We start from the raw sequence: 22,278 nt of genomic DNA, 5'->3' as shown, positions 1-22,278 counted from the left end.
TCCGACCGCCACCCACCGAAAACTCCCGCGCCACTGACCACCGTTCAGCCATAACCTCGCCCCCATGACCCGCACCACCCCGCCCCGCCCCCTCGACGTGACGGCCGCCTTCCCCGAGCTGACCCCCCTGGCCCGCACGACCGTCCGCCTGCACCCGCGCCCCGGCGCCCCCACCACCACGGGCAGCTCCGTCGGCGGCCCCCTGCTCTGGCCCGCGGACGAGCCCTGGCCCACCTGCCCCGAACACGACGGCCCCGCCCACCTCGGCCACACCCCCGACGACCTGCGCGCAAGCCGCCGCGTGCTCGCCGAGGCGCACAGCCGGCCGCGTGCCGAGGGCGCCGACTTCCTCACCCCGGAGGAGCGGACCGTCGTCGACCGGGCCACGACCGCGCGCCGGATACCTCAGGACGGCCCCGTCCCCCTGATCCCCGTCGCCCAGCTCTACGCCCGCGAGGTCCCCGGACTTCCCGGCCCGCCCGGCACCGACCTGATGCAACTCCTCTGGTGCCCCTTCGACCACGAGGGCTGGATGCCCCGCACGGAGCTGCGCTGGCGGACGACCTCCGAGGTCGTCGAACCCCTGGCCGAAGGAGCGGCCCCGTACCCGTCGGTGATCGGCAGAAGCCACTTCTTCCCCGAGCCCTGCGTCCTGCACCCGGAGCCCGTCACCGAATACCCGGCCCCGCACGAGCTGCCCGAGGAGCTGGCGGACCGGGTCGAGGAGTGGGCAGAGGAACACGGCGCCGACTACCAGTACGACCTCGCCGTCGCCCCGGGCTGCAAGGTCGGCGGTCACGCCCCGTGGAGCTACACCGACCCCTTCCCCATGTCCTGCGCGGAGTGCGGCTCGGCGGTACGGCCGCTGCTCACCGTCGACGGCTGGGAGTGCGACGGCGGCAGCCGCAGCTGGTTCCCGCTCGACGACACCGGCTCGGCCCGGCCCACCCACCTGAGCATCGGCCGGGACCACGCCCTCCAGCTCTACGTCTGCGAGATGTCGTACGACCATCCCCCGCTGCGCAACATCCAGTGACCGGCGTCTCGCCAGCTGCCGTACGACACCCCGATGATCACGTGCATACAAGCGAAGACGCAGGCCCGGCGGCAGCCATCTCGGCGCCGCACGCGAAAGGGCCCGCACGACCGAAGTCGTACGGGCCCCTTCAGGGAGCTCTGAGAGCTACCAGGCTGTCAAGCCAACAAGACTTACTTGTTGATCTTGGTGACCTGGCCGGCGCCCACGGTCCGGCCACCCTCACGGATGGCGAACTTCAGGCCCTCTTCCATGGCGACGGGCTGGATGAGCTCGACCTTCATCTCAGTGTTGTCGCCCGGCATGACCATCTCCGTGCCCTCGGGGAGGGTCACAACACCGGTCACGTCAGTCGTACGGAAGTAGAACTGCGGACGGTAGTTGTTGAAGAACGGCGTGTGGCGGCCACCCTCGTCCTTGGACAGGATGTAGGCCTGGGCCTCGAACTCGGTGTGCGGCGTGACCGAACCGGGCTTGATGATGACCTGGCCGCGCTCGACGTCCTCGCGCTTGATGCCACGGAGGAGCAGACCGACGTTCTCACCGGCCTGGCCCTCGTCGAGCAGCTTGCGGAACATCTCGATGCCGGTGACCGTGGTGGTGGTCTTCTCCTGCTTGATGCCGATGATGTCAACGGTCTCGTTGACCTTCAGGACACCACGCTCGATACGGCCGGTGACGACCGTACCGCGACCGGTGATCGTGAAGACGTCCTCGACGGGCATGAGGAACGGCTTGTCGACGTCACGCTCGGGGGTCGGGATCGACTCGTCGACGGCGGACATCAGGTCGAGGACCGTCTGGCCCCACTCCTTGTCGCCCTCGAGCGCCTTGAGCGCCGAGACCTTGACGACCGGCAGGTCGTCGCCCGGGAACTCGTACTCGGAGAGGAGCTCACGGACCTCGAGCTCGACGAGCTCCAGGATCTCCTCGTCGTCCACCATGTCGGCCTTGTTCAGGGCGACGACGATGTACGGAACGCCGACCTGGCGGGCCAGGAGCACGTGCTCCTTGGTCTGCGGCATCGGGCCGTCGGTGGCGGCAACCACGAGGATCGCGCCGTCCATCTGCGCGGCACCCGTGATCATGTTCTTGATGTAGTCCGCGTGACCGGGGCAGTCGACGTGGGCGTAGTGACGCGTCTCGGTCTGGTACTCGACGTGCGCGATCGAGATCGTGATACCGCGCTGGCGCTCCTCGGGAGCCTTGTCGATCTGGTCGAAGGCCGAGGCCTCGTTCAGGTCCGGGTACGCGTCGTGCAGCACCTTGGTAATGGCGGCCGTGAGGGTCGTCTTACCGTGGTCGATGTGACCGATGGTGCCGATGTTGACGTGCGGCTTAGTCCGCTCGAACTTCGCCTTCGCCACTGGGTCCTCCTGTGGAGTGGTTCTGGTACGCCTTGCTCATCGGCGCCAGGGTGATCTTTGCTGGGATGCCGCCCGCCGGGATTTCCGTTTCCGGTTGAATCCCGGCGGTCGGTGTCAAGCCTAAGGCGTGTAAACGGAGTGTGTTACTCGCCCTTGGCCTTCGCGATGATCTCCTCGGCGACGTTCCGGGGAACCTCGGCGTAGGAGTCGAACTGCATCGAGTAGCTTGCGCGACCCGAGGTCTTGCTGCGGAGGTCTCCGACGTAGCCGAACATCTCCGAAAGGGGCACGAGGCCCTTCACGACGCGGGCGCCGCTGCGCTCCTCCATGGCCTGGATCTGGCCACGGCGGGAGTTGAGGTCGCCGATGACATCACCCATCGACTCCTCGGGCGTGGTGACCTCGACGGCCATCATCGGCTCGAGCAGCACGGGCTTGGCCTTGCGCGCGGCCTCCTTGAACGCCTGCGAACCGGCGATCTTGAACGCGAGCTCGGAGGAGTCGACCTCGTGGTAGGCACCGTCGAGAAGCGTGACGCGGACGCCCGTCATCTCGTAGCCCGCGAGGATGCCGAACTGCATGGCCTCCTGCGCACCGGCGTCCACCGAGGGGATGTACTCCCGCGGGATACGGCCACCGGTGACCTTGTTCACGAACTCGTACGCCGGGCCGTCCGACTCGGTGATCGGCTCGATCGCGATCTGCACCTTGGCGAACTGACCGGTACCACCGGTCTGCTTCTTGTGGGTGTAGTCCACGCGCTCGACGGCCTGACGGATCGTCTCACGGTAGGCGACCTGCGGCTTACCGACGTTGGCCTCGACCTTGAACTCACGGCGCATACGGTCGACCAGCACCTCAAGGTGCAGCTCGCCCATACCACCGATGATGGTCTGGCCGGTCTCCTCGTCCGAGTGAACCTGGAAGGAGGGGTCCTCCTCCGCGAGACGCTGGATGGCGACACCCAGCTTCTCCTGGTCACCCTTGGACTTGGGCTCGATGGCGACCTGGATGACCGGCGCCGGGAAGTCCATGGACTCCAGGATGACCGGGTTCTTGTCGTCCGAAAGCGTCTCACCGGTGGTGGTCTGCTTCAGGCCCATCACGGCGACGATGTCGCCGGCGCCCACCGACTCGATCTCCTCACGCTTGTTCGCGTGCATGCGGTAGATCTTGCCGATGCGCTCCTTCTTGCCCTTGACGGAGTTCAGCACGGCGGTGCCGGACTCCAGGCGGCCCGAGTAGACCCGGACGAAGGTGAGCTTGCCCAGGTGCGGGTCGCTCATGATCTTGAACGCGAGGGCGGACAGCGGCTCCTCGTCGGAGGGCTTGCGCTTGACGACCAGCTCCGGGTCCTTCACGTCGTGGCCCTCGATGGCCTCGACGTCCAGGGGAGTCGGCAGGTAGCGCACGACCGCGTCGAGCAGGGGCTGGACGCCCTTGTTCTTGAACGCGGTGCCACAGAACACCGGGGTGACCGTGACGCCGCCACCCTTGCCGGAGGCAATGGTGATACGACGGATCGCGGCGTACAGCTGCTCCTCGGTGGGCTCCTGGCCCTCCAGGAACAGCTCCATGATCTCGTCGTCGTTCTCGGCGACGGTCTCGACCAGCTTGCCGCGGTACTCCTCGGCGGCCTCGGCGTGCGTGGCGGGGATGTCGACGACGTCGTACATCTCGCCCTTCGCCGCCTCGGCGGACCACACGAGCGCCTTCATGCGGACCAGGTCCACAACGCCCTTGAAGTCCATCTCGGCACCGATCGGCAGCTGCATGATGATCGGAACGGCACCGAGCCGGTCCTTGATCATGTCCACGCAGCGGTGGAACTCGGCGCCGGTGCGGTCCAGCTTGTTCACGAAGCAGATGCGCGGCACGCCGTAGCGGTCGGCCTGACGCCACACCGTCTCGGACTGCGGCTCGACACCCGCGACACCGTCGAACACCGTGACGGCACCGTCGAGGACGCGGAGCGAACGCTCCACCTCGACCGTGAAGTCGACGTGCCCCGGGGTGTCGATGATGTTGATCGTGTAGTCGTTGTCCTCGAGCGGCCAGTGACAGGTGGTGGCAGCAGAGGTGATCGTGATGCCACGCTCCTGCTCCTGCTCCATCCAGTCCATGGTGGCAGCGCCGTCGTGGACCTCACCGATCTTGTAGCTGACGCCGGTGTAGAAGAGGATCCGCTCGGTGGTGGTCGTCTTGCCCGCGTCGATGTGGGCCATGATCCCGATGTTGCGGACCCTGGCCAGGTCAAGTGAAGTGGTAGCCATAAGGCTTCGGTCTTCTCTCGGTCTCGATGGGGGTTGCGACTACCAGCGGTAGTGCGCGAAGGCCTTGTTGGACTCGGCCATCTTGTGGGTGTCCTCGCGCTTCTTCACAGCGGCACCCAGGCCGTTGGAGGCGTCGAGAAGCTCGTTGAGCAGACGCTCGGTCATGGTCTTCTCGCGACGGGCGCGGGAGTAACCGACCAGCCAGCGCAGCGCGAGCGTGTTGGCACGACCGGGCTTGACCTCGATCGGAACCTGGTACGTCGCACCACCGACACGGCGGGACTTGACCTCGAGGGTCGGCTTGATGTTCTCCAGAGCGCGCTTCAGCGTGATGACCGGGTCGTTGCCCGTCTTCTCACGCAGGCCCTCCATGGCGCCGTAGACGATGCGCTCGGCGGTAGAGCGCTTGCCGTTCAGCAGCACCTTGTTGATGAGCGACGTGACAAGAGGAGAGCCGTAGACCGGGTCGATGATGACCGGGCGCTTCGGGGCGGGGCCCTTACGAGGCATTTTCTACTTCTCCTTCTTGGCGCCGTAGCGGCTGCGGGCCTGCTTGCGGTTCTTCACACCCTGGGTGTCAAGGGAACCGCGGATGATCTTGTAGCGAACACCCGGCAGGTCCTTCACACGGCCACCACGCACGAGCACGATGGAGTGCTCCTGCAGGTTGTGTCCCTCACCCGGAATGTAAGCGGTGACCTCGATCCCGCTGGTCAGACGCACACGCGCGACCTTACGCAGGGCCGAGTTCGGCTTCTTCGGGGTGGTCGTGAACACACGCGTGCAGACGCCGCGACGCTGGGGCGAACCCTCGAGTGCGGGCGTCTTGTTCTTCTCGACCTTGTCCTGCCGGCCCTTCCGGACCAGCTGCTGGATCGTAGGCACTACTTCTCCGGTTTCTGTGTGCCGAATGGTGAAGCTAACCTGGAACATCGCCGACCCACGCGGTCGGGTGTGTCGGATCCCGCAGACTTCCACCCGGAGGCGGAAAGGGCGCGGATTCACGGTGGCCGATGGAGGCTCGCCATGCGGTTGATGGCACGCACGAGAGCCAGGGCACACCCCAGGCACAAGGTCTGAGCGTACCTACCTCACGGACTTCGGTCAAAACAAATGGAGCGGGCCCCGACACGCCGCGCTTTCGACTGTCAAGGGGCACGGCCGGCGCCAGTGGCCGATTCGCGCTCTTCCGCCCCACGCGATCTTGGGCGTTCAGTACGTTGACCCGTCTTCACGACGGGGCCCGTACGGGATTCGGGGGATGAGGCATGACGACGTGGACGCCGGCGTACTCGCCGGACGACGGTGGCCTGGACGACCGGGTGCCGTTCCTGGCGCGGCTGGAGAGCGAGGACCGCTCGGCGCTGCTGGCGCTCGGCCGCGGCCTGGACTTCCCGCCGCGCACGGTCCTGCTCCGCCAGGAGGAGCCGTCCGCGCACGTCCTGTTCCTCGTCCAGGGCTGGACCAAGGTCACCGCGTCCGCCGCCAGCGGCTACGAGGCACTGCTCGCCCTGCGCGGACCCGGTGACGTCGTCGGCGAGTCGGCGGCGCTGACGGGCCGGCCGCGCGGAGCGACGGTGACCGCGTTGGAGCAGGTCAGGGCGGTGGCCGTCGACCGGGAGCGGTTCCGGGGCTTCCTGCACCGCTCCCCCGCGGCCTCCTTCGCCCTGCTCGGGCTCACCGTGGACCGCACCCGCGCGGCCGACCGGCGCCGGCTGGAGTTCGCGTCGATGAGCGTGCGCGAACGCTTCGCCGTCCTGCTCCTGGACCTGGCCCGCACCCACGGCCGCCGCACCCCGGAGGGCATCGAACTCGCCGTCCCCCTGAGCAAGCAGGAACTGGCGGGCTCGGTCGGCGCCTCCCGGGAAATGGTCCAGCGCCTCCTGAAGGAGCTACGGGACAAGGGCGTGGTCGCCACGGGAAGGCGGGCGATGCTGATCATGCGCCCGGACGTACTGCGCCGCATCGCGGCGACGGGGCCCGCGACGGGAATCCCGTCCCCACAACAGCCACGCGAGAACTGATCCCCAGGCACGCGTGCCCCTGAGGCGGCGCAGCCGCCTTCAGGATCCCCGGGCGCGCGTGGCCCTGAGGCGGCGCAGCCGCCTTCAGGGGCGCGGGGCTGTGTCAACAGCGGCTCCGCCGCGGGGCGCGACCAGCCACAACGCACCCGCACACGGCAACGAAACACCAAGCGGCACCCCCTGCCCCGCCCCTGCTCTGTGCACACGGTCACATTCCAACTGCGTCATCCGCCCTCCAGACAACACCCTTCCCTCCCGCACGCTTCTCGTCTGCACCGCCCCACCCCCCTCGAGAGGCGACCATGAGCGACCCCGTGACCCGGACGATCCTGCTGGTGGACATCGAGAGGTACAGCGACCGGGACGACGTCGAGCAGGCCTACCTGCGCCGCATGCTCTACGACATCACCGACCGCACCCTCCAGCGCGCCGGCATCGACGAGACCCTCCGGCTGCGCGCCGACCGCGGGGACTCGGTCATGGAGCTCATCGACGCGAACGCCCCGGTCACAGCGCTGCTGCGAGCCCTGCTCAGCGAGGTTCCGGCACAGCTCAGGGCGGTCAACCGCATGGCCTCCCGCTCGGCGCAGATCCGCCTGCGGGCCGTCCTGGCCACCGGCTACGTCGCCGTGGACGAGCACGACGGCTGGGTCGGCTCCGACCTGAACCACGCCTGCCGGCTGCTGGACGCCGACATCCTGCGCGCCGCCCTGTGCGAGCGCGCCGACGACTTCGCGCTGTGCGTCTCGGACCCGCTGTACGGCGGTGTCGTACGGCACGACCACCCGGGAATCCCCGCCGACGGCTTCCACGAGGTCACCGTGGACAGCAAGAACGGCCCGCTGACGGCGTGGCTGCACGGACCGGTGCCCGCGGCGGCGACCGGCCAGGACCACCGTGAGAAGGGGGAGGCGCCGGGCGGATCGGGGGACCGCCCGGCGCCGCGGGTGCCCGAACAGGGCGGCTCCCACGAGGACGGCCCGGCGCCGGACGGAAACAGGGGAGCCCCGGCGCCGGGCTCCGCCGTCAACGTGCACGGGGGCACGTTCAACGGCGGTGTCTTCGGCGGCACCCAGCACGGCGGCATCAGCGGCGGCAACTTCCACGGCAACGTCACCCTGGGCGGCGAGCGGGGTGAGGGCGCGTGAGCGCACCGGAGGCGCCGGCCGCCGAACGCCCCGGGGCCGCCAACGCCGTACCGCAGCAGTCCGGCGGCGACGCCGAGGCCGCGGACGGCGCTCGGCCCGAGGCGGAGGGCGAGCCGGAGGAGCTGGACCAGCCGCAGAACGCCTGGTCGGCCCGGCGCGACCTGGTCGACCACAGCCCCCGGATCATGAACGTGGGCGCGCGGGCCGCGTTCAACGGCGGGCTGCACGGCGGCACCCAGCACGGCGGCATCAGCGGCGGGAACTTCTCCGGCGACGTCTTCCTGGGCAGCAAGACGGAGGTCTTCCAGGTCACCCTCCCGGCGTTCCCCTCCCCCGCGTCCGGCGCCTCCGGAGAGGTCCCGAGCGCCACGCTGGAGGAACTCGCCGCGCACTTCGCCGCCGACGAGGACCTCATGGACCGGCTGGCGGAGCGGTTACGGCGGGAGCGGGTCCTGGTGCTGTCCGGCGGCCGCTTCACCGGCAGACGCACGGCGGCCCTGATGCTGCTGCACCGGCTCGGCGCCTCCCCCGTACGCGTACTGGACCGCGACACACGACCGGGTGAACTGGCCGACAGCCTCCCCACCGAGGACGCGGACCCGTCCGAAGAGCCGCCTCTCACCTGCGGCTACGTCCTGTACGACCTCACCGCCCGCCGCGACAACCCGCTGCGCGAACACCACCTGCTGGCCGTGCGTGACCGGCTCACCGTCCAGGACGCCTATCTGGTCGTCACCATCGGACCCACCACGCCCGTCGAGGACGTCACCCCCGAGGAGTGGCCGCCCCCGGCGGCGGCCGACGTCCTCGCCGCCCATCTGGGCACCCGCGCCACCCCCGGCCTCCTCGCCCACCCTCAGGTCGCCGACTTCCTCGGCCGCAGCCACCAGCCCCGCGAGGTCGCCCGCTTCGCCGAACTGCTCGGCCGGTACGCGACCGGGGAGGCGAGCGAGGAGGCCGTGGCCGGCTTCTCGTGGGTGGCGCTGGAGAACCAGGTGCAGGAGTGGTTCGCGGAGGACGAGACCTCGCTGCACCTGCGCGACAAGGCGTTCCTCGTCGCGCTCGCCGCGTTCGACGGCGGCCCCTACCCGCTCACCGCCGAACTGAGCGACCTGCTCTACCGGTTCCTCCAGGAGACCGAGAACCCGGCCCGGGTCCCCGAGGTCCCCGTCTTCGGCACCCATGTCCGCAAACGCCTCCAAGTCGCCCGCGCGAAGGCCTACTTGGCGGAGGAGCACACGGAATGGGGGCCGGTGACCCAGAAGAAGGCCGAGTTCCTGGACGAGCGCGCCTCCGGGGTCCTGCTGCGCGAGGTCTGGACGGGGCACCCCTCCGCCCGCCCCGCGCTGATCCGCTGGCTGCGCCGCCTCGCCGACGACGGCCGCCCCCTGGTGCGCACCCGCGCCGCGTCCACCGCGGCCGTCCTGGCCCGGACCGACCTGCCGTCGGCGATGGCGCTGGTCATCCAGCCCTGGGGCATGTCCAAGCGGTTCAAGCACCGGCTCGTGGCCGTCAACGCGCTCACCCTCGCCCACTTCATCGCCACCCCCAACATCCCCCGCATCCTCGACGCCTGGTGCTCCGGCGACGACCCGCGGCTGCGCTGGGTGGCGGTCCGGGCGTACGGCCTGCTCGGACCGGAACGCCCCGAGCAGGCCCTCGCCGCGCTGCGCGGCGCCGTACGGCGGCTCTACGCCGACGCGCCCGACAGCACCGACGAGGAACTGGTCGTGGAACTCGCCCAGTCCGTCGGCCTGTTGCTGCTGTCCTCGGCGAGCGACCAGGTCCTGGCCGAACTGCGCGCCCACATCGACGACGACCGGGCGGTACGCGATCTCACCCTCGGCGGCTTCGTGTCGGCCTGCGACCGCAGGGAGGACGACGAGCCCTACGGCGCTCCACTCGTCCTCAGCTGGTACGCCCGCGCCGCCGGCCAGGGCGGTACGGCGGCCCAGGGCGTGCCGTTCCTGTGGCGGACCGCGCTCAGCGACCCCCGCACCACCCGGGACGCCCTCAAGGTGCTCCACGAATGGGTCCTGATCGCCGACCGGTCCACCACCGTGGAGTGGGCGCTGGCCGCCCTCCTGCCCACTCTCGTCACCACGCCCACCGAGCACCAGCGCCTGAGCCATCTGCTGCGCACCATGTCCGGCGAGGACGGCAATCCACCGCCCCCGGTCGCGGCCCGCCTGCTGACCACGCTGCCCAACCGCTGACCCGCACCGAGTCGGTACGCCCGAGGAGACCCGCCCCATGCCCACCTTCCGCCAGCCCGAGTGGCAGCAGAACGCCGACCGGCACACCGAGCTGATCGACCCGGTCCTCACCGTGCGTCAGCTCTCGCGCTTCGAGTTCAACCTCAAGTCGTACGTCCGTATCGACCACGCCCTGGTCTTCGCCACGGCGAAGGGCGGCTACGAGGCCTATCTGCCGCCGCGCCGGCCGACCCGCGGCGAGATAGCAACCAACCGGTACACGGCGGTGTACGAGGTGGACATGGGCGTGCATCCGCACACCGCCGAACTGCCGTTGCCCAGCGACAACGACGCGTTCGAGTTCACGGCACAGGTGGACCTGTCCTGGCAGGTCCTGGACCCGGCCCGGTTCGTCTCCTCCGGCCATCGGGACGTACCGGGGCTGCTCCTCGGCGAGCTCCAGCAGGCGGCCCGTCCCGTGACCCGGCGCTTCGCGATCGCCGACAGCGCGGCCGCCGAGCGGGAGATGCTGGACGCGATGAACCTGCTGGGCCCGCTGGGCGCCCCGGCGGGCCTCCAGGTCACCTGGACCGTCCGGCTCCGCCGCGACCAGGAGAACATCGACCACCAGCGCCGGCTCCAGGCCATCGACCACTCCGCCGAGGAACAGATCCGGGTGGCCCAGCGGGGCATGGACATCGACATCGAGGCGGACCGCCGGGGACGCCGGCAGGACGCGCTCCAGCTGGACCGGGCCATGGCCTACGGCGTCCAGCAGCAGGAACTCCTGCTCCAGCAGCAGCGCTGGCAGCACGAACAGGCGTTGCTGCAAGGCCGGCAGATGCTGGAGCTGCAACAGATCGAGGCCGAGAAGATCGCCTTCTACCAGTGGCACCTCCAACAGGGCGGCGTCCACCAATGGGCCCTCCACCTCGCCCAGCACCCCGAGGACTCCCGCCTGGTCATGCAGAGCATGCGCGACGACCAACTCCGCATGATCCAGGCCCAGATGGACCTGGTGAAACAACTCCTCAGCAGCGAGGCCGCGGAGAACTGGGAACTGGAGGGCCCCAAACAACTCGCCCTCCGCACGGTCCACGACATCCTCAACCAACGCATGCCGGGGGTGGCCCAGCAGGCGCTGCCGGAGGGGGACGGGTCTCCGGGGGGCGTCCCTGGGCAGGGAATGCCGCAGACGCCTGAGGCCGCCCCGGGACAGGGGATGCCGACAACCGTCGAGGGCCAGCTGGTACCGGGCCAGCCGTACGCCGGACCCGCCGGCATGCCCGGCCAGCCATACGCCGCGCCCAGCCCCACACCGGGACAGCCATACCCCGGGACCACGGCAGGACAGCCCGCCACACCCACACCCACAGCCACGACAGGACCGGTCCCCGGGCCCGCCCAGTCCGCCGTCCCCCACCCGCCCGGACCGGCATCCCCGTACCCCGGGTCGCCCATGCCCCCACCCGGCGCCCCCTACAGCCCGCCCGGCCCCTACGGCACCCAGGGCGCCCCTGCCTGGCAGCCCCCGACGCCCCTCACGCCGCCGCCGGGCGCACAGACCCCGTATCCCGGCTACCCGGGCCCCCAGCCCGCACCCCCGGCCACCCCGGGCACCTCGCCCTGGCCCCCGCAGGCACCGACATCCGGCCCCACCACCCCGCCCGCCCCGGCACCGCCCGCCACCCCGCCCTGGCAACCCCCGCCCGGCTACGGCCGTACACCCACCCTGCCCGCCACCGACGTACCGGACAGCGCCCCCGCCACCGAAGCCGACGCTCGGCCCAACGGCCCGGAGGCGAGCGGCACATGACGACGCTCGACCCGACACCGGCGCCCGCACCCGCGCCCCCCGACACCCTCGTCCCCCTCTGCGAACGCCTCCTCGCCGACCTGCGTACGGAGGTCGCCCGGGCCGACACCAAGGCGTCCGTGCTGGTCGCCGCCCTCGGTATGACCGCCGGTGTCCTCAGCGGGCTGCTGGTCGGCCGGGACTGGACCCCGGCCGCGCTGTCCGCCGTGGGCACCGTGCTGTGGTGGACGGGAGCGGCCGCGCTCGTCCTGTCGCTCTTCGCCCTGCTGCTGGCGGTACTGCCCCGCTACCGCTCCCCGCACTGGGCCCCCGGCCGCCCGCTGTCCTACTTCGGCGACATCCAAGAGGCCGTCCGCCAGGGGCAGTTGGAAACGGCGCTGACGGACACCCGGCGCGCCCCCGTCACCGCGCTGACCCTCGCGCTCACCGAGATGAGCCGCATCGCCGTACGCAAACACCAGTGGATCCGAGCCGGCCTGATCGCCTTCTGCGTCGGCACGGTCCTGCTCCCCACCTCACTGCTGCTCGGCTGAACACCCGGCCGACCGGCCACCGCTCCCATGAAGGAACCGCCATGACCCAGCCACCCCAATATCCGGAACAGCCGCCCCAGTACCCCCAGCAGCAGTCGCCGCCCCCATATCCCCAGCCCTCACCGCCGTATCCCCAACAACACGTCCCACCGCAGTACCCACAACCGTCCCCGCCCCAGTACCCCCAGCAGTCCCCACCTCAAGTCCCGCCCCAGTACCCCTCCGCCCCCATACCCCCGCAATACACCCAGCCCGCGACTCCTCCCACCACCCACACCACCCCCCTGCCGCCCAACACCCCACCCGCCCCCACCGACCCGTCCCACCCCCACCACATCAGCACCGACCCCCGCCGGATCCACCTCTCCAACCAGCAGCGCCGCACCGACGCCACAGCCGTCGGCAGTCTCCTTCTCCATCTGCCGAACTTCCTGTGCAGCCTCTTCGTCGTCGGCCTGGTCTCCGCGCTCTTCGGCGACTTCGCTCTCGTCGTGATCCTGCTCTGGATCGCCAGCGGCGCACTCGTCTTCCACCGCCCCACCGAAAGCGCCCTCGCGCGCCATCTGCTCCGTCTGCGCTACCCCACGCCGCAAGAACGAGCCAAACTCGAACCGGTCTGGCGCGAGGTGACGGCCCGCGCCGGCGTCGAGGGCCGTACCTACGAGCTGTGGGTCGAGGACAGCGACAGCCTGAACGCGGTCGCCGCCGCCGGCCACATCGTCGGCGTCACCCGCTTCGCCATGAACCAGCTCCCCAACGGCGAACTCGCCGCCGTCATGGCCCATGAGCTGGGCCATCACGTCGGCGGCCACGCGTGGTCCGGTCTCCTCGGCTACTGGTACGCCCTGCCGGGCCGTATCGCCTGGCGCGTCCTCAAGGCGGTCTCCACCGTCGCCTTCCACGTCTCGAAGGCCTTCGGCTGCTTCGGCGTCGCCTTCGTCGTCCTGCTCGTGGGCGGTCTGGCCTTCGCGACAGTCAGCACCCTGTACGGGCTTCCGCTGCTGATCCTCGGTGTGCCCTACGCCCTCGCCGCCGTCGGCCGCCGTTCCGAACTCCGCGCGGACGAGCACGCGGCCGCTCTCGGCTTCGCCCCGATGCTGGCCGCCGTCCTCGACAAGCTGCACCGGCAGGAGCAGTACGAGAAGGCCGAGGTCACCGCCCGCAACGGCGGCATCCCCATCGAGGAGGGCGCCCTGAGCCGGCTCCTGTCCTCGCACCCGGACCACCACACCCGGCTGCACCATCTCCAGCCGTACCTCCAGCCGTACTGAGCCCGGACGCCCGGGCACGCCCAGAGGGCGGCCACCCCGAGAGGGACCGCCCTGCGGCACATGTCCGCTCACCCGCTCCCGATGGCCACCGCGAGCATCAGCGTCAGGATCACCGTCCAGGCCGCGACCGACATCCACCCCATGACCAGCCCGATCAGCGCGAGCCCGTCGCCGCCCTCCCCGGTGCGCTGGATCTCCGAGCGCGCCGCCTGTCCGAGCACGACCGCCGGGATCCCGGTGAACCCGAAGGTCGGCAGACACAGCACCCCGCACACGGCGGCTCCTACGGCCTTCCCGTTGGTCCGCGGCCTGGGCAGGGCCACGAACGTCCGCGGCACGGCCACGGGGTGCGTCAGGGGCCCCTGAGGCAGATCCCCGACGAGCAGGGCCAGCTCCCCGACGGTCCGGGCCGCGTACGCGCGGGCGACCCGCTTGTCGAACTCCGCCTTCTCCAGCCGCCCCTCCCCGTACCCCGCCCTGAGCACGTCCACGGCCCGCTCCCGGTCCGCGTGGGAGGCGAGCATGGGCGACGCGGCGGTATAGGGCTGCCAGGGCTGTGGGACGCCGCCCGGCCCGGGCTGCCACGAAGGATTCGACACGGAGTACCTCCCCAACCCCCCGAACTCCCTCCATGATGCGCCGAACCGGCAATCCGGGACAGACGGCGACGCCACCCGGACATGCCGAAGGGCGGTCACCCCGTACGAAACGGGGTGACCGCCCTTCAGTGCTTCAGAGCCGACTGCTACTGGTTGTACGGACCGTAGTCGTAGTCCTCCAGCGGAACGGCCTGGCCGGAGCCGGTGCCGAACGGAGAGTAGTCGATGTCGTCGTAGCCGACGGCCGAGTACATCGCGGCCTTGGCCTCCTCGGTCGGCTCCACCCGGATGTTGCGGTAACGGGACAGACCCGTACCGGCCGGGATGAGCTTACCGATGATGACGTTCTCCTTGAGGCCGATGAGGCTGTCGGACTTGGCGTTGATCGCCGCGTCCGTCAGGACTCGGGTCGTCTCCTGGAAGGAGGCGGCCGACAGCCAGGATTCCGTCGCCAGCGAGGCCTTGGTGATACCCATCAGCTGCGGACGACCGGAGGCCGGGTGACCGCCCTCCTGGACCACACGACGGTTCTCGGTCTCGAACTTCGAGCGCTCGACCAGCTCGCCGGGCAGCAGCTCGGCGTCGCCGGACTCGATGATCGTCACCCGGCGGAGCATCTGCCGGATGATGATCTCGATGTGCTTGTCGTGGATCGACACACCCTGCGAGTTGTAGACCTTCTGGACCTCGCCGACCAGGTGGACCTGGACGGCACGCTGGCCCAGAATGCGCAGCACGTCGTGCGGGTTGGTGGCACCCACGGTGAGCTTCTGGCCCACCTCGACGTGCTCGCCCTCGCTGACCAGGAGACGGGCACGCTTGGAGATCGGGAACGCCGTCTCGTCGCTGCCGTCGTCCGGGGTGACGACGATCTTCTTGGTCTTCTCGGTCTCCTCGATCCGCACGCGGCCCTGGGCCTCGGAGATCGGGGCGACACCCTTGGGCGTACGAGCCTCGAAGAGCTCGACGACACGGGGCAGACCCTGGGTGATGTCGTCACCGGCCACACCACCGGTGTGGAAGGTACGCATCGTCAGCTGGGTACCGGGCTCACCGATGGACTGGGCGGCGATGATGCCGACCGCCTCACCGATGTCGACCAGCTTGCCGGTGGCCAGCGAACGGCCGTAGCACATCGCGCAGGTGCCGACCTGGGACTCGCACGTCAGGATCGAGCGGGTCTTGACCTCCTCGACACCGTGGTGCACGAGCTGGTCGATCAGCACGTCGCCGAGGTCCACGTTGGCCGGCGCGATCACCTTGCCGTCGATGACGACGTCCTCGGCGAGCATGCGGGCGTAGACGCTGGTCTCGACGTCGTCCGCCTTGATCAGGACGCCGGCGGCGTTCTTCGAGGCGATCCGCAGCTTCAGACCGCGCTCGGTGCCGCAGTCCTCCTCGCGGATGATGACGTCCTGCGAGACGTCCACCAGACGACGGGTCAGGTAACCCGAGTCGGCGGTACGCAGGGCGGTGTCCGCCAGACCCTTACGGGCACCGTGCGTGGAGATGAAGTACTCCAGCACGGACAGGCCCTCACGGAAGGACGCCTTGATGGGACGCGGGATGGTCTCGTTCTTGGCGTTCGACACCAGACCACGCATACCGGCGATCTGCCGCATCTGCATCATGTTTCCTCGGGCACCCGAGTCAACCATCATGAAGATGGGGTTCGTCTTGGGGAAGTTCTCGTTCATCGCCTCGGCGACCTCGTTGGTCGCCTTGGTCCAGATCGCGATGAGCTCCTGAGTGCGCTCTTCCTTGGTGATCAGACCGCGCTCGTACTGCTTCTGGACCTTCTCGTCCTGCGCCTCGTACCCGCGGACGATCTCCTTCTTCGCCTCGGGAACGACGACGTCGGAGATGGCGACGGTGACACCGGAACGGGTCGCCCAGTAGAAGCCTGCCGCCTTCAGGTTGTCGAGCGTCGCCGCCACGATGACCTTGGGGTAGCGCTCGGCGAGGTCGTTGACGATCTCGGAGAGCTGCTTCTTGCCCACCGAGTAGTCGACGAACGGGTAGTCCTCGGGCAGCAGCTCGTTGAAGAGCGCGCGGCCCAGAGTGGTGTTCAGACGGAACGAGTCACCGTTCTGCCACTCCGGCTCACCCTCCTCGCGCACCGGCGGGGTCCAGCCGCGCGGCGGGATGGTGCCCACCGGGAAGCGGATGTCGACCTGCGACTGGAGCGCGAGCTCGCCGGCATCGAACGCCATGATCGCCTCGGCCGTGGAGCCGAACGAACGGCCCTCGCCCTTGGTGTCACGGAGCTCACCGTCGGTGGTGAGGAAGAACAGACCGAGGACCATGTCCTGGGTCGGCATCGTCACCGGACGGCCGTCGGCGGGCTTGAGGATGTTGTTCGAGGACAGCATCAGGATGCGGGCCTCGGCCTGCGCCTCTGCGGACAGGGGCAGGTGGACGGCCATCTGGTCACCGTCGAAGTCCGCGTTGAACGCGGTGCAGACGAGCGGGTGGATCTGGATGGCCTTGCCCTCGACAAGCTGCGGCTCGAAGGCCTGGATGCCGAGGCGGTGCAGGGTGGGAGCACGGTTCAGCAGAACCGGGTGCTCGGCGATGACCTCTTCGAGGACGTCGTACACGACCGTGCGGCCGCGCTCCACCATGCGCTTGGCGCTCTTGATGTTCTGCGCGTGGTTCAGGTCGACCAGGCGCTTCATCACGAACGGCTTGAAGAGCTCCAGCGCCATGGCCTTCGGCAGACCGCACTGGTGCAGCTTCAGCTGCGGACCGACGACGATCACGGAACGCGCGGAGTAGTCCACACGCTTGCCGAGCAGGTTCTGACGGAATCGACCCTGCTTGCCCTTGAGCATGTCGGACAGCGACTTCAGCGGACGGTTGCCGGGGCCCGTGACTGGGCGACCACGACGGCCGTTGTCGAAGAGCGCGTCGACGGCCTCCTGAAGCATGCGCTTCTCGTTGTTCACGATGATCTCGGGCGCGCCGAGGTCAAGGAGTCGCTTCAGACGGTTGTTGCGGTTGATCACACGGCGGTACAGGTCGTTCAGGTCGGAGGTCGCGAAGCGGCCACCGTCCAGCTGCACCATCGGGCGAAGGTCCGGCGGGATGACCGGGACGCAGTCGAGGACCATGCCCTTGGGGCTGTTGGAGGTCTGCAGGAAGGCAGACACGACCTTCAGCCGCTTCAGCGCACGGGTCTTCTTCTGGCCCTTGCCGGTGCGGATGATCTCGCGGAGCTTCTCGGCCTCCTCGTCGAGGTCGAAGGACTCCAGGCGCTTCTGCAGCGCCGCGGCACCCATCGAACCGTCGAAGTACGTGCCGAAGCGGTCGCGCAGCTCGCGGTAGAGCAGCTCGTCGCCCTCGAGGTCCTGGACCTTGAGGTTCTTGAACCGGGTCCACACCTCGTCGAGACGGTCGATCTCGCGCTGCGAACGGTCGCGCAGCTGCTTCATCTCACGCTCGGCACCCTCGCGCACCTTGCGGCGCACGTCGGCCTTGGCACCCTCGGCCTCGAGCTCGGCCAGGTCGGTCTCGAGCTTCTTGGCGCGGGCCTCGAGGTCGGCGTCGCGACGGTTCTCGATCTGCTGACGCTCCACGGAGACGTGCGCCTCCAGGGAGGGCAGGTCGCGGGTGCGGCGCTCCTCGTCGACGTACGTGATCATGTACGCCGCGAAGTAGATGACCTTCTCGAGGTCCTTGGGGGCCAGGTCGAGCAGGTAGCCCAGACGCGACGGGACGCCCTTGAAGTACCAGATGTGCGTGACGGGGGCGGCCAGCTCGATGTGGCCCATCCGCTCACGACGCACCTTGGCGCGAGTGACCTCGACGCCGCAGCGCTCACAGATGATGCCCTTGAAGCGGACGCGCTTGTACTTGCCGCAGTAGCACTCCCAGTCCCGGGTCGGACCGAAGATCTTCTCGCAGAAGAGTCCGTCCTTTTCGGGCTTGAGGGTGCGGTAGTTGATGGTCTCGGGCTTCTTGACCTCGCCGTGGCTCCACTGACGGATGTCGTCAGCGGTGGCCAGACCGATCCGGAGCTCGTCGAAGAAGTTGACGTCGAGCACTATGCGTCAATCCCTCTCAGGGTTGTAAGTCATGGGGTCTGATACGGGGGTCCTGGGGCCGGAGGCCTTCATGGTGAAGGCCTCCGGACTCCCGTCAGACCTCTTCGACGCTGCTCGGCTCGCGCCGGGACAGGTCGATGCCAAGCTCCTCCGCAGCGCGGAAGACATCCTCGTCGGTGTCGCGCATCTCGATGGACATGCCGTCCGAGGACAGCACCTCCACGTTGAGGCACAGGGACTGCATCTCCTTGATGAGCACCTTGAAGGACTCGGGGATGCCGGGCTCGGGGATGTTCTCGCCCTTGACGATGGCCTCGTAGACCTTCACGCGGCCGGTGACGTCGTCGGACTTGATGGTCAGCAGCTCCTGGAGGGCGTACGCGGCGCCATAAGCCTCCAGCGCCCACACCTCCATCTCACCGAAGCGCTGGCCACCGAACTGGGCCTTACCACCCAGCGGCTGCTGGGTGATCATCGAGTACGGACCGGTCGACCGGGCGTGCAGCTTGTCGTCGACCAGGTGGTGCAGCTTGAGGATGTACATGTACCCGATGGAGATCGGGTCCGGGAACGGCTCGCCGGAGCGGCCGTCGAACAGCCTCGCCTTACCGGTCGGCTGCACCATGCGGTCGCCGTCGCGGTTCGGGATGGTGTGGTTCAGCAGACCGGCGAGCTCGTCCTCACGCGCACCGTCGAACACCGGGGTGGCGACGTTGGTGCCGGCGGCGACCTGGTCGGCGCCGATCGCCTGGAGGCGCTGCGCCCACTCCTCGCCGAGCCCGGAGACGTCCCAGCCGCGGCTGGCGAGCCAGCCGAGGTGGATCTCCAGGACCTGTCCCGGGTTCATTCGGGACGGCACACCCAGCGGGTTGAGGATGATGTCGACCGGCGTCCCGTCCTCGAGGAACGGCATGTCCTCGATGGGCAGGATCTTCGAGATGACGCCCTTGTTGCCGTGGCGGCCGGCGAGCTTGTCACCGTCCGTGATCTTGCGCTTCTGCGCCACGTAGACACGAACCAGCTGGTTCACGCCCGGCGGCAGCTCGTCGCCCTCTTCACGGTCGAAGACGCGGACGCCGATGACCTTGCCGATCTCGCCGTGCGGGACCTTCAGCGAGGTGTCACGGACCTCGCGGGCCTTCTCACCGAAGATCGCACGGAGCAGGCGCTCCTCCGGGGTCAGCTCGGTCTCGCCCTTGGGCGTGACCTTGCCGACGAGGATGTCGCCGGCGACGACCTCGGCACCGATACGGATGATGCCGCGCTCGTCGAGGTCGGCGAGGACCTCCTCGGAGACGTTCGGGATGTCCCGGGTGATCTCCTCGGGGCCGAGCTTGGTGTCACGGGCGTCGACCTCGTGCTCCTCGATGTGGATCGAGGAGAGGACGTCGTCCTGCACGAGGCGCTGCGACAGGATGATCGCGTCCTCGTAGTTGTGACCCTCCCACGGCATGAACGCCACGAGCAGGTTCTTGCCCAGGGCCATCTCGCCGTTCTCGGTGGCCGGACCATCGGCGAGCACCTGGCCCGTGATGATGCGGTCGCCCTCGTTGACGATGACCTTCTGGTTGACCGAGGTGCCCTGGTTGGAGCGGGCGAACTTGGCCAGGCGGTACGTGATGTACGTGCCGTCGTCGTTGGCGGTGGTGATGTAGTCCGCGGAGACCTCCTGGACCACACCGTCCTTCTCGGCCTTGACCACGTCGCCGGCGTCGACCGCGGAGCGGTACTCCATGCCGGTGCCGACGAGCGGGGCCTCGCTCTTGATGAGCGGCACGGCCTGACGCATCATGTTCGCGCCCATGAGGGCACGGTTGGCGTCGTCGTGCTCGAGGAACGGGATCATGGCGGTCGCGACCGACACCATCTGGCGCGGCGAGACGTCCATGTAGTCCACGTCGTCACCGGGGACGTAGTCGACCTCGCCGCCACGACGGCGGACCAGGACGCGGTTCTCGGTGAAACGCATGTTGTCGTCGAGCGTGGCGTTGGCCTGCGCGATGACGAATCGGTCCTCTTCGTCGGCCGTGAGGTAGTCGACCTCGTCGGTGACGACGTCGCCGTCGACCCTGCGGTACGGCGTCTCCACGAAACCGAACGCGTTGACGCGGCCGTAGGAGGCGAGCGAACCGATCAGACCGATGTTCGGGCCTTCGGGCGTCTCGATCGGGCACATACGTCCGTAGTGGGACGGGTGCACGTCACGGACCTCGAAGCCGGCCCGCTCACGGGAGAGACCACCCGGGCCAAGAGCCGACAGACGGCGCTTGTGGGTGAGACCCGACAGCGGGTTGTTCTGGTCCATGAACTGCGACAGCTGGCTGGTGCCGAAGAACTCCTTGATGGAGGCGACGACCGGCCGGATGTTGATCAGGGTCTGCGGCGTGATCGCCTCGACGTCCTGGGTCGTCATGCGCTCACGGACGACGCGCTCCATACGAGCCAGACCCGTGCGGACCTGGTTCTGGATGAGCTCGCCGACGCTGCGCAGACGACGGTTGCCGAAGTGGTCGATGTCGTCGGTCTCGACGACGATGCTCGTACCCCGGTCGCCGACCGTCTCGGTCTCGCCCGCGTGCAGCTTCACCAGGTACTTGATCGTCGAGATGATGTCCTCGACGGTCAGGATGCCGGCGTCGAGCGGGGCGTCCGCGCCCAGCTTCTTGTTGACCTTGTAACGGCCGACCTTGGCGAGGTCGTAGCGCTTCGGGTTGAAGTACAGGTTCTCCAGAAGCGTCTGCGCGGCCTCGCGCGTGGGCGGCTCGCCCGGACGCAGCTTGCGGTAGATGTCCAGCAGCGCGTCGTCCTGGCCCTGGGTGTGGTCCTTCTCCAGGGTGGCGCGCATGGACTCGTACTCGCCGAACTCCTCGAGGATCTGCTCGGTGGTCCAACCGAGAGCCTTGAGGAGGACGGTCACGGACTGCTTGCGCTTGCGGTCGATGCGGACACCGACCATGTCGCGCTTGTCGATCTCCATCTCCAGCCAGGCACCCCGGGACGGGATGATCTTGGCCGAGAAGATGTCCTTGTCGGACGTCTTGTCGATGGAGGAGTCGAAGTAGACACCCGGCGAACGGACCAGCTGGGACACCACGACACGCTCGGTGCCGTTGATGACGAAGGTGCCCTTGTGGGTCATGAGCGGGAAGTCGCCCATGAAGACCGTCTGGGACTTGATCTCGCCGGTCTCGTTGTTGGTGAACTCTGCCGTCACGAAGAGCGGGGCCGCGTACGTGAAGTCGCGGTCCTTGCACTCGTCGATGCTGTTCTTCGGCGGCTCGAAGCGGTGGTCGCGGAATGTCAGAGACATCGACCCGGAGAAGTCCTCGATCGGAGAGATCTCCTCGAAGATCTCCTCCAGACCGGACTTGGTGGGGACGTCCTGACCTGACTCCAGAGCCTCCTCGACCCGACTCTGCCAAGCGGTGTTGCCGAGCAGCCAGTCAAAGCTCTCGGTCTGCAGCGCGAGCAGGTTGGGAACCTCGAGAGGCTCCTTGATCTTTGCAAAAGAGATGCGCAGCGGGGCAGTGCTGGCGCCGTTGTTCGTATTCGCGTTCGAGGCAGTGCGCGAGGCGGCCAAGAGGGGGTCCTTCCGAGGGCTCGGACTCACTACGCGCGTACCGGTCCCACTCCTGCACCCGAAGACAGGTACCTCCCTGATCTGGCTTTTTGCCAGGTCAGAGAAGTTCTGATCATCGATGCTGAGGCGAGGGCAGACCCCTGGTGACGGGCAGGGGGCAGCTAACAGGCAGCGCAAAGGGTCAGTGTAGCCACTTGGCGCACTGATGTCCAGCCCCGATTTTCTGTGACCCTCGTTGTCCTCAACGCCTTCGGCACGCTCGCCCTCAACGCACGTTGATACTGCCCTCTTCGTCGCCGATCCATGCCTCGGATTCGGACCGTTCTGGCGACGCGTCCTGAGAATTGCGCGCTGCGTGCGGTTCGTCAAGGCCTGTCTTGCCCAAACCGG

At 68.7% G+C, this 22,278-nt stretch carries 14 protein-coding genes; 7 read left to right on the top strand and 7 right to left on the bottom strand.

All coding sequences use genetic code 11. From position 1 onward, the window contains the following. Positions 1–64: 64 nt before the first annotated feature. The gene (locus ACFY0U_RS39210; protein WP_388644310.1) at positions 65–1,036 is read left to right on the top strand and encodes a hypothetical protein; all 972 of its coding nucleotides are present in this window, start codon (positions 65–67) and stop codon (positions 1,034–1,036) included. A gap of 173 nt (positions 1,037–1,209) precedes the next feature. Here ACFY0U_RS39210 and tuf read toward each other — a convergent pair whose 3' ends face one another. From tuf to rpsL, 4 genes are all read right to left on the bottom strand, one after another. Next, positions 1,210–2,403 (bottom strand): elongation factor Tu, encoded by a 1,194-nt coding sequence (gene tuf / locus ACFY0U_RS39205; protein WP_353689747.1) that lies wholly within the window; start codon positions 2,401–2,403, stop codon positions 1,210–1,212. A gap of 143 nt (positions 2,404–2,546) precedes the next feature. Then, the gene (fusA, locus tag ACFY0U_RS39200; protein WP_388644308.1) at positions 2,547–4,676 is read right to left on the bottom strand and encodes an elongation factor G; all 2,130 of its coding nucleotides are present in this window, start codon (positions 4,674–4,676) and stop codon (positions 2,547–2,549) included. Between the two features lie 39 nt (positions 4,677–4,715). Beyond that, positions 4,716–5,186, bottom strand: a complete 471-nt coding sequence (rpsG, locus tag ACFY0U_RS39195; RefSeq protein WP_003974303.1) for a 30S ribosomal protein S7 — start codon at positions 5,184–5,186, stop codon at positions 4,716–4,718. A gap of 3 nt (positions 5,187–5,189) precedes the next feature. Next, the gene (gene rpsL, locus ACFY0U_RS39190; RefSeq protein WP_003948652.1) at positions 5,190–5,561 is read right to left on the bottom strand and encodes a 30S ribosomal protein S12; all 372 of its coding nucleotides are present in this window, start codon (positions 5,559–5,561) and stop codon (positions 5,190–5,192) included. 383 nt (positions 5,562–5,944) lie between these two features. On the opposite strand from rpsL, the gene ACFY0U_RS39185 reads away from it, so the two are divergent. From ACFY0U_RS39185 to ACFY0U_RS39160, 6 genes are all read left to right on the top strand, one after another. Next, positions 5,945–6,700, top strand: coding sequence for a Crp/Fnr family transcriptional regulator (locus ACFY0U_RS39185; protein ID WP_388644305.1), 756 nt, complete (start codon positions 5,945–5,947; stop codon positions 6,698–6,700). A gap of 302 nt (positions 6,701–7,002) precedes the next feature. Then, positions 7,003–7,848: a hypothetical protein gene (locus ACFY0U_RS39180; protein WP_388644303.1), complete on the top strand. Its 846-nt coding sequence runs from the start codon at positions 7,003–7,005 to the stop codon at positions 7,846–7,848. Continuing rightward, positions 7,845–10,064, top strand: coding sequence for a hypothetical protein (locus tag ACFY0U_RS39175; protein WP_388644302.1), 2,220 nt, complete (start codon positions 7,845–7,847; stop codon positions 10,062–10,064). Before ACFY0U_RS39180 ends, ACFY0U_RS39175 begins: the two co-directional genes overlap by 4 nt. A gap of 37 nt (positions 10,065–10,101) precedes the next feature. Next, positions 10,102–11,859 (top strand): hypothetical protein, encoded by a 1,758-nt coding sequence (locus ACFY0U_RS39170; protein WP_388644299.1) that lies wholly within the window; start codon positions 10,102–10,104, stop codon positions 11,857–11,859. Next, on the top strand, positions 11,856–12,392 hold the full coding sequence (locus ACFY0U_RS39165) for a Pycsar system effector family protein (RefSeq protein WP_388644296.1): 537 nt from the start codon (positions 11,856–11,858) through the stop codon (positions 12,390–12,392). The genes ACFY0U_RS39170 and ACFY0U_RS39165 overlap by 4 nt, the downstream gene beginning before the upstream one ends. Before the next feature lie 41 nt (positions 12,393–12,433). Further along, positions 12,434–13,663 carry a M48 family metalloprotease gene (locus ACFY0U_RS39160; protein WP_388644293.1) on the top strand — a complete coding sequence of 410 codons (1,230 nt, stop codon included), beginning with the start codon at positions 12,434–12,436 and terminating at the stop codon, positions 13,661–13,663. A 68-nt stretch (positions 13,664–13,731) separates the two neighbouring features. On the opposite strand, the gene ACFY0U_RS39155 is transcribed toward ACFY0U_RS39160, so the two are convergent. The 3 genes from ACFY0U_RS39155 to rpoB form a co-directional block, all read right to left on the bottom strand. Next, positions 13,732–14,262 (bottom strand): DUF1707 and DUF4190 domain-containing protein, encoded by a 531-nt coding sequence (locus ACFY0U_RS39155; protein ID WP_388644291.1) that lies wholly within the window; start codon positions 14,260–14,262, stop codon positions 13,732–13,734. 146 nt (positions 14,263–14,408) lie between these two features. After that, positions 14,409–18,308, bottom strand: a complete 3,900-nt coding sequence (locus tag ACFY0U_RS39150; protein WP_388644289.1) for a DNA-directed RNA polymerase subunit beta' — start codon at positions 18,306–18,308, stop codon at positions 14,409–14,411. 94 nt (positions 18,309–18,402) lie between these two features. Next, positions 18,403–21,888, bottom strand: coding sequence for a DNA-directed RNA polymerase subunit beta (gene rpoB / locus ACFY0U_RS39145; RefSeq protein ID WP_388644287.1), 3,486 nt, complete (start codon positions 21,886–21,888; stop codon positions 18,403–18,405). Positions 21,889–22,278 lie beyond the last annotated feature (390 nt).

It is taken from the genome of Streptomyces sp. NPDC001536, assembly GCF_042894505.1.
In the GTDB taxonomy this organism is placed as follows: Bacteria; Actinomycetota; Actinomycetes; order Streptomycetales; family Streptomycetaceae; genus Streptomyces.
The sequence above is the reverse complement of the archived record's forward strand: the minus strand, read 5'-3'. Positions and strand labels throughout refer to the sequence as shown.

Bases quoted from the DNA above. Each gene is read 5' to 3' on its own strand.
- ACFY0U_RS39160 (WP_388644293.1), top strand. From the start codon at position 12,434: ATGACCCAGCCACCCCAATATCCGGAACAGCCGCCCCAGTACCCCCAG.
- ACFY0U_RS39180 (WP_388644303.1), top strand. From the start codon at position 7,003: ATGAGCGACCCCGTGACCCGGACGATCCTGCTGGTGGACATCGAGAGG.
- ACFY0U_RS39185 (WP_388644305.1), top strand. From the start codon at position 5,945: ATGACGACGTGGACGCCGGCGTACTCGCCGGACGACGGTGGCCTGGAC.
- fusA (WP_388644308.1), bottom strand. From the start codon at position 4,676: ATGGCTACCACTTCACTTGACCTGGCCAGGGTCCGCAACATCGGGATC.
- ACFY0U_RS39170 (WP_388644299.1), top strand. From the start codon at position 10,102: ATGCCCACCTTCCGCCAGCCCGAGTGGCAGCAGAACGCCGACCGGCAC.
- ACFY0U_RS39165 (WP_388644296.1), top strand. From the start codon at position 11,856: ATGACGACGCTCGACCCGACACCGGCGCCCGCACCCGCGCCCCCCGAC.
- rpsG (WP_003974303.1), bottom strand. From the start codon at position 5,186: ATGCCTCGTAAGGGCCCCGCCCCGAAGCGCCCGGTCATCATCGACCCG.
- ACFY0U_RS39210 (WP_388644310.1), top strand. From the start codon at position 65: ATGACCCGCACCACCCCGCCCCGCCCCCTCGACGTGACGGCCGCCTTC.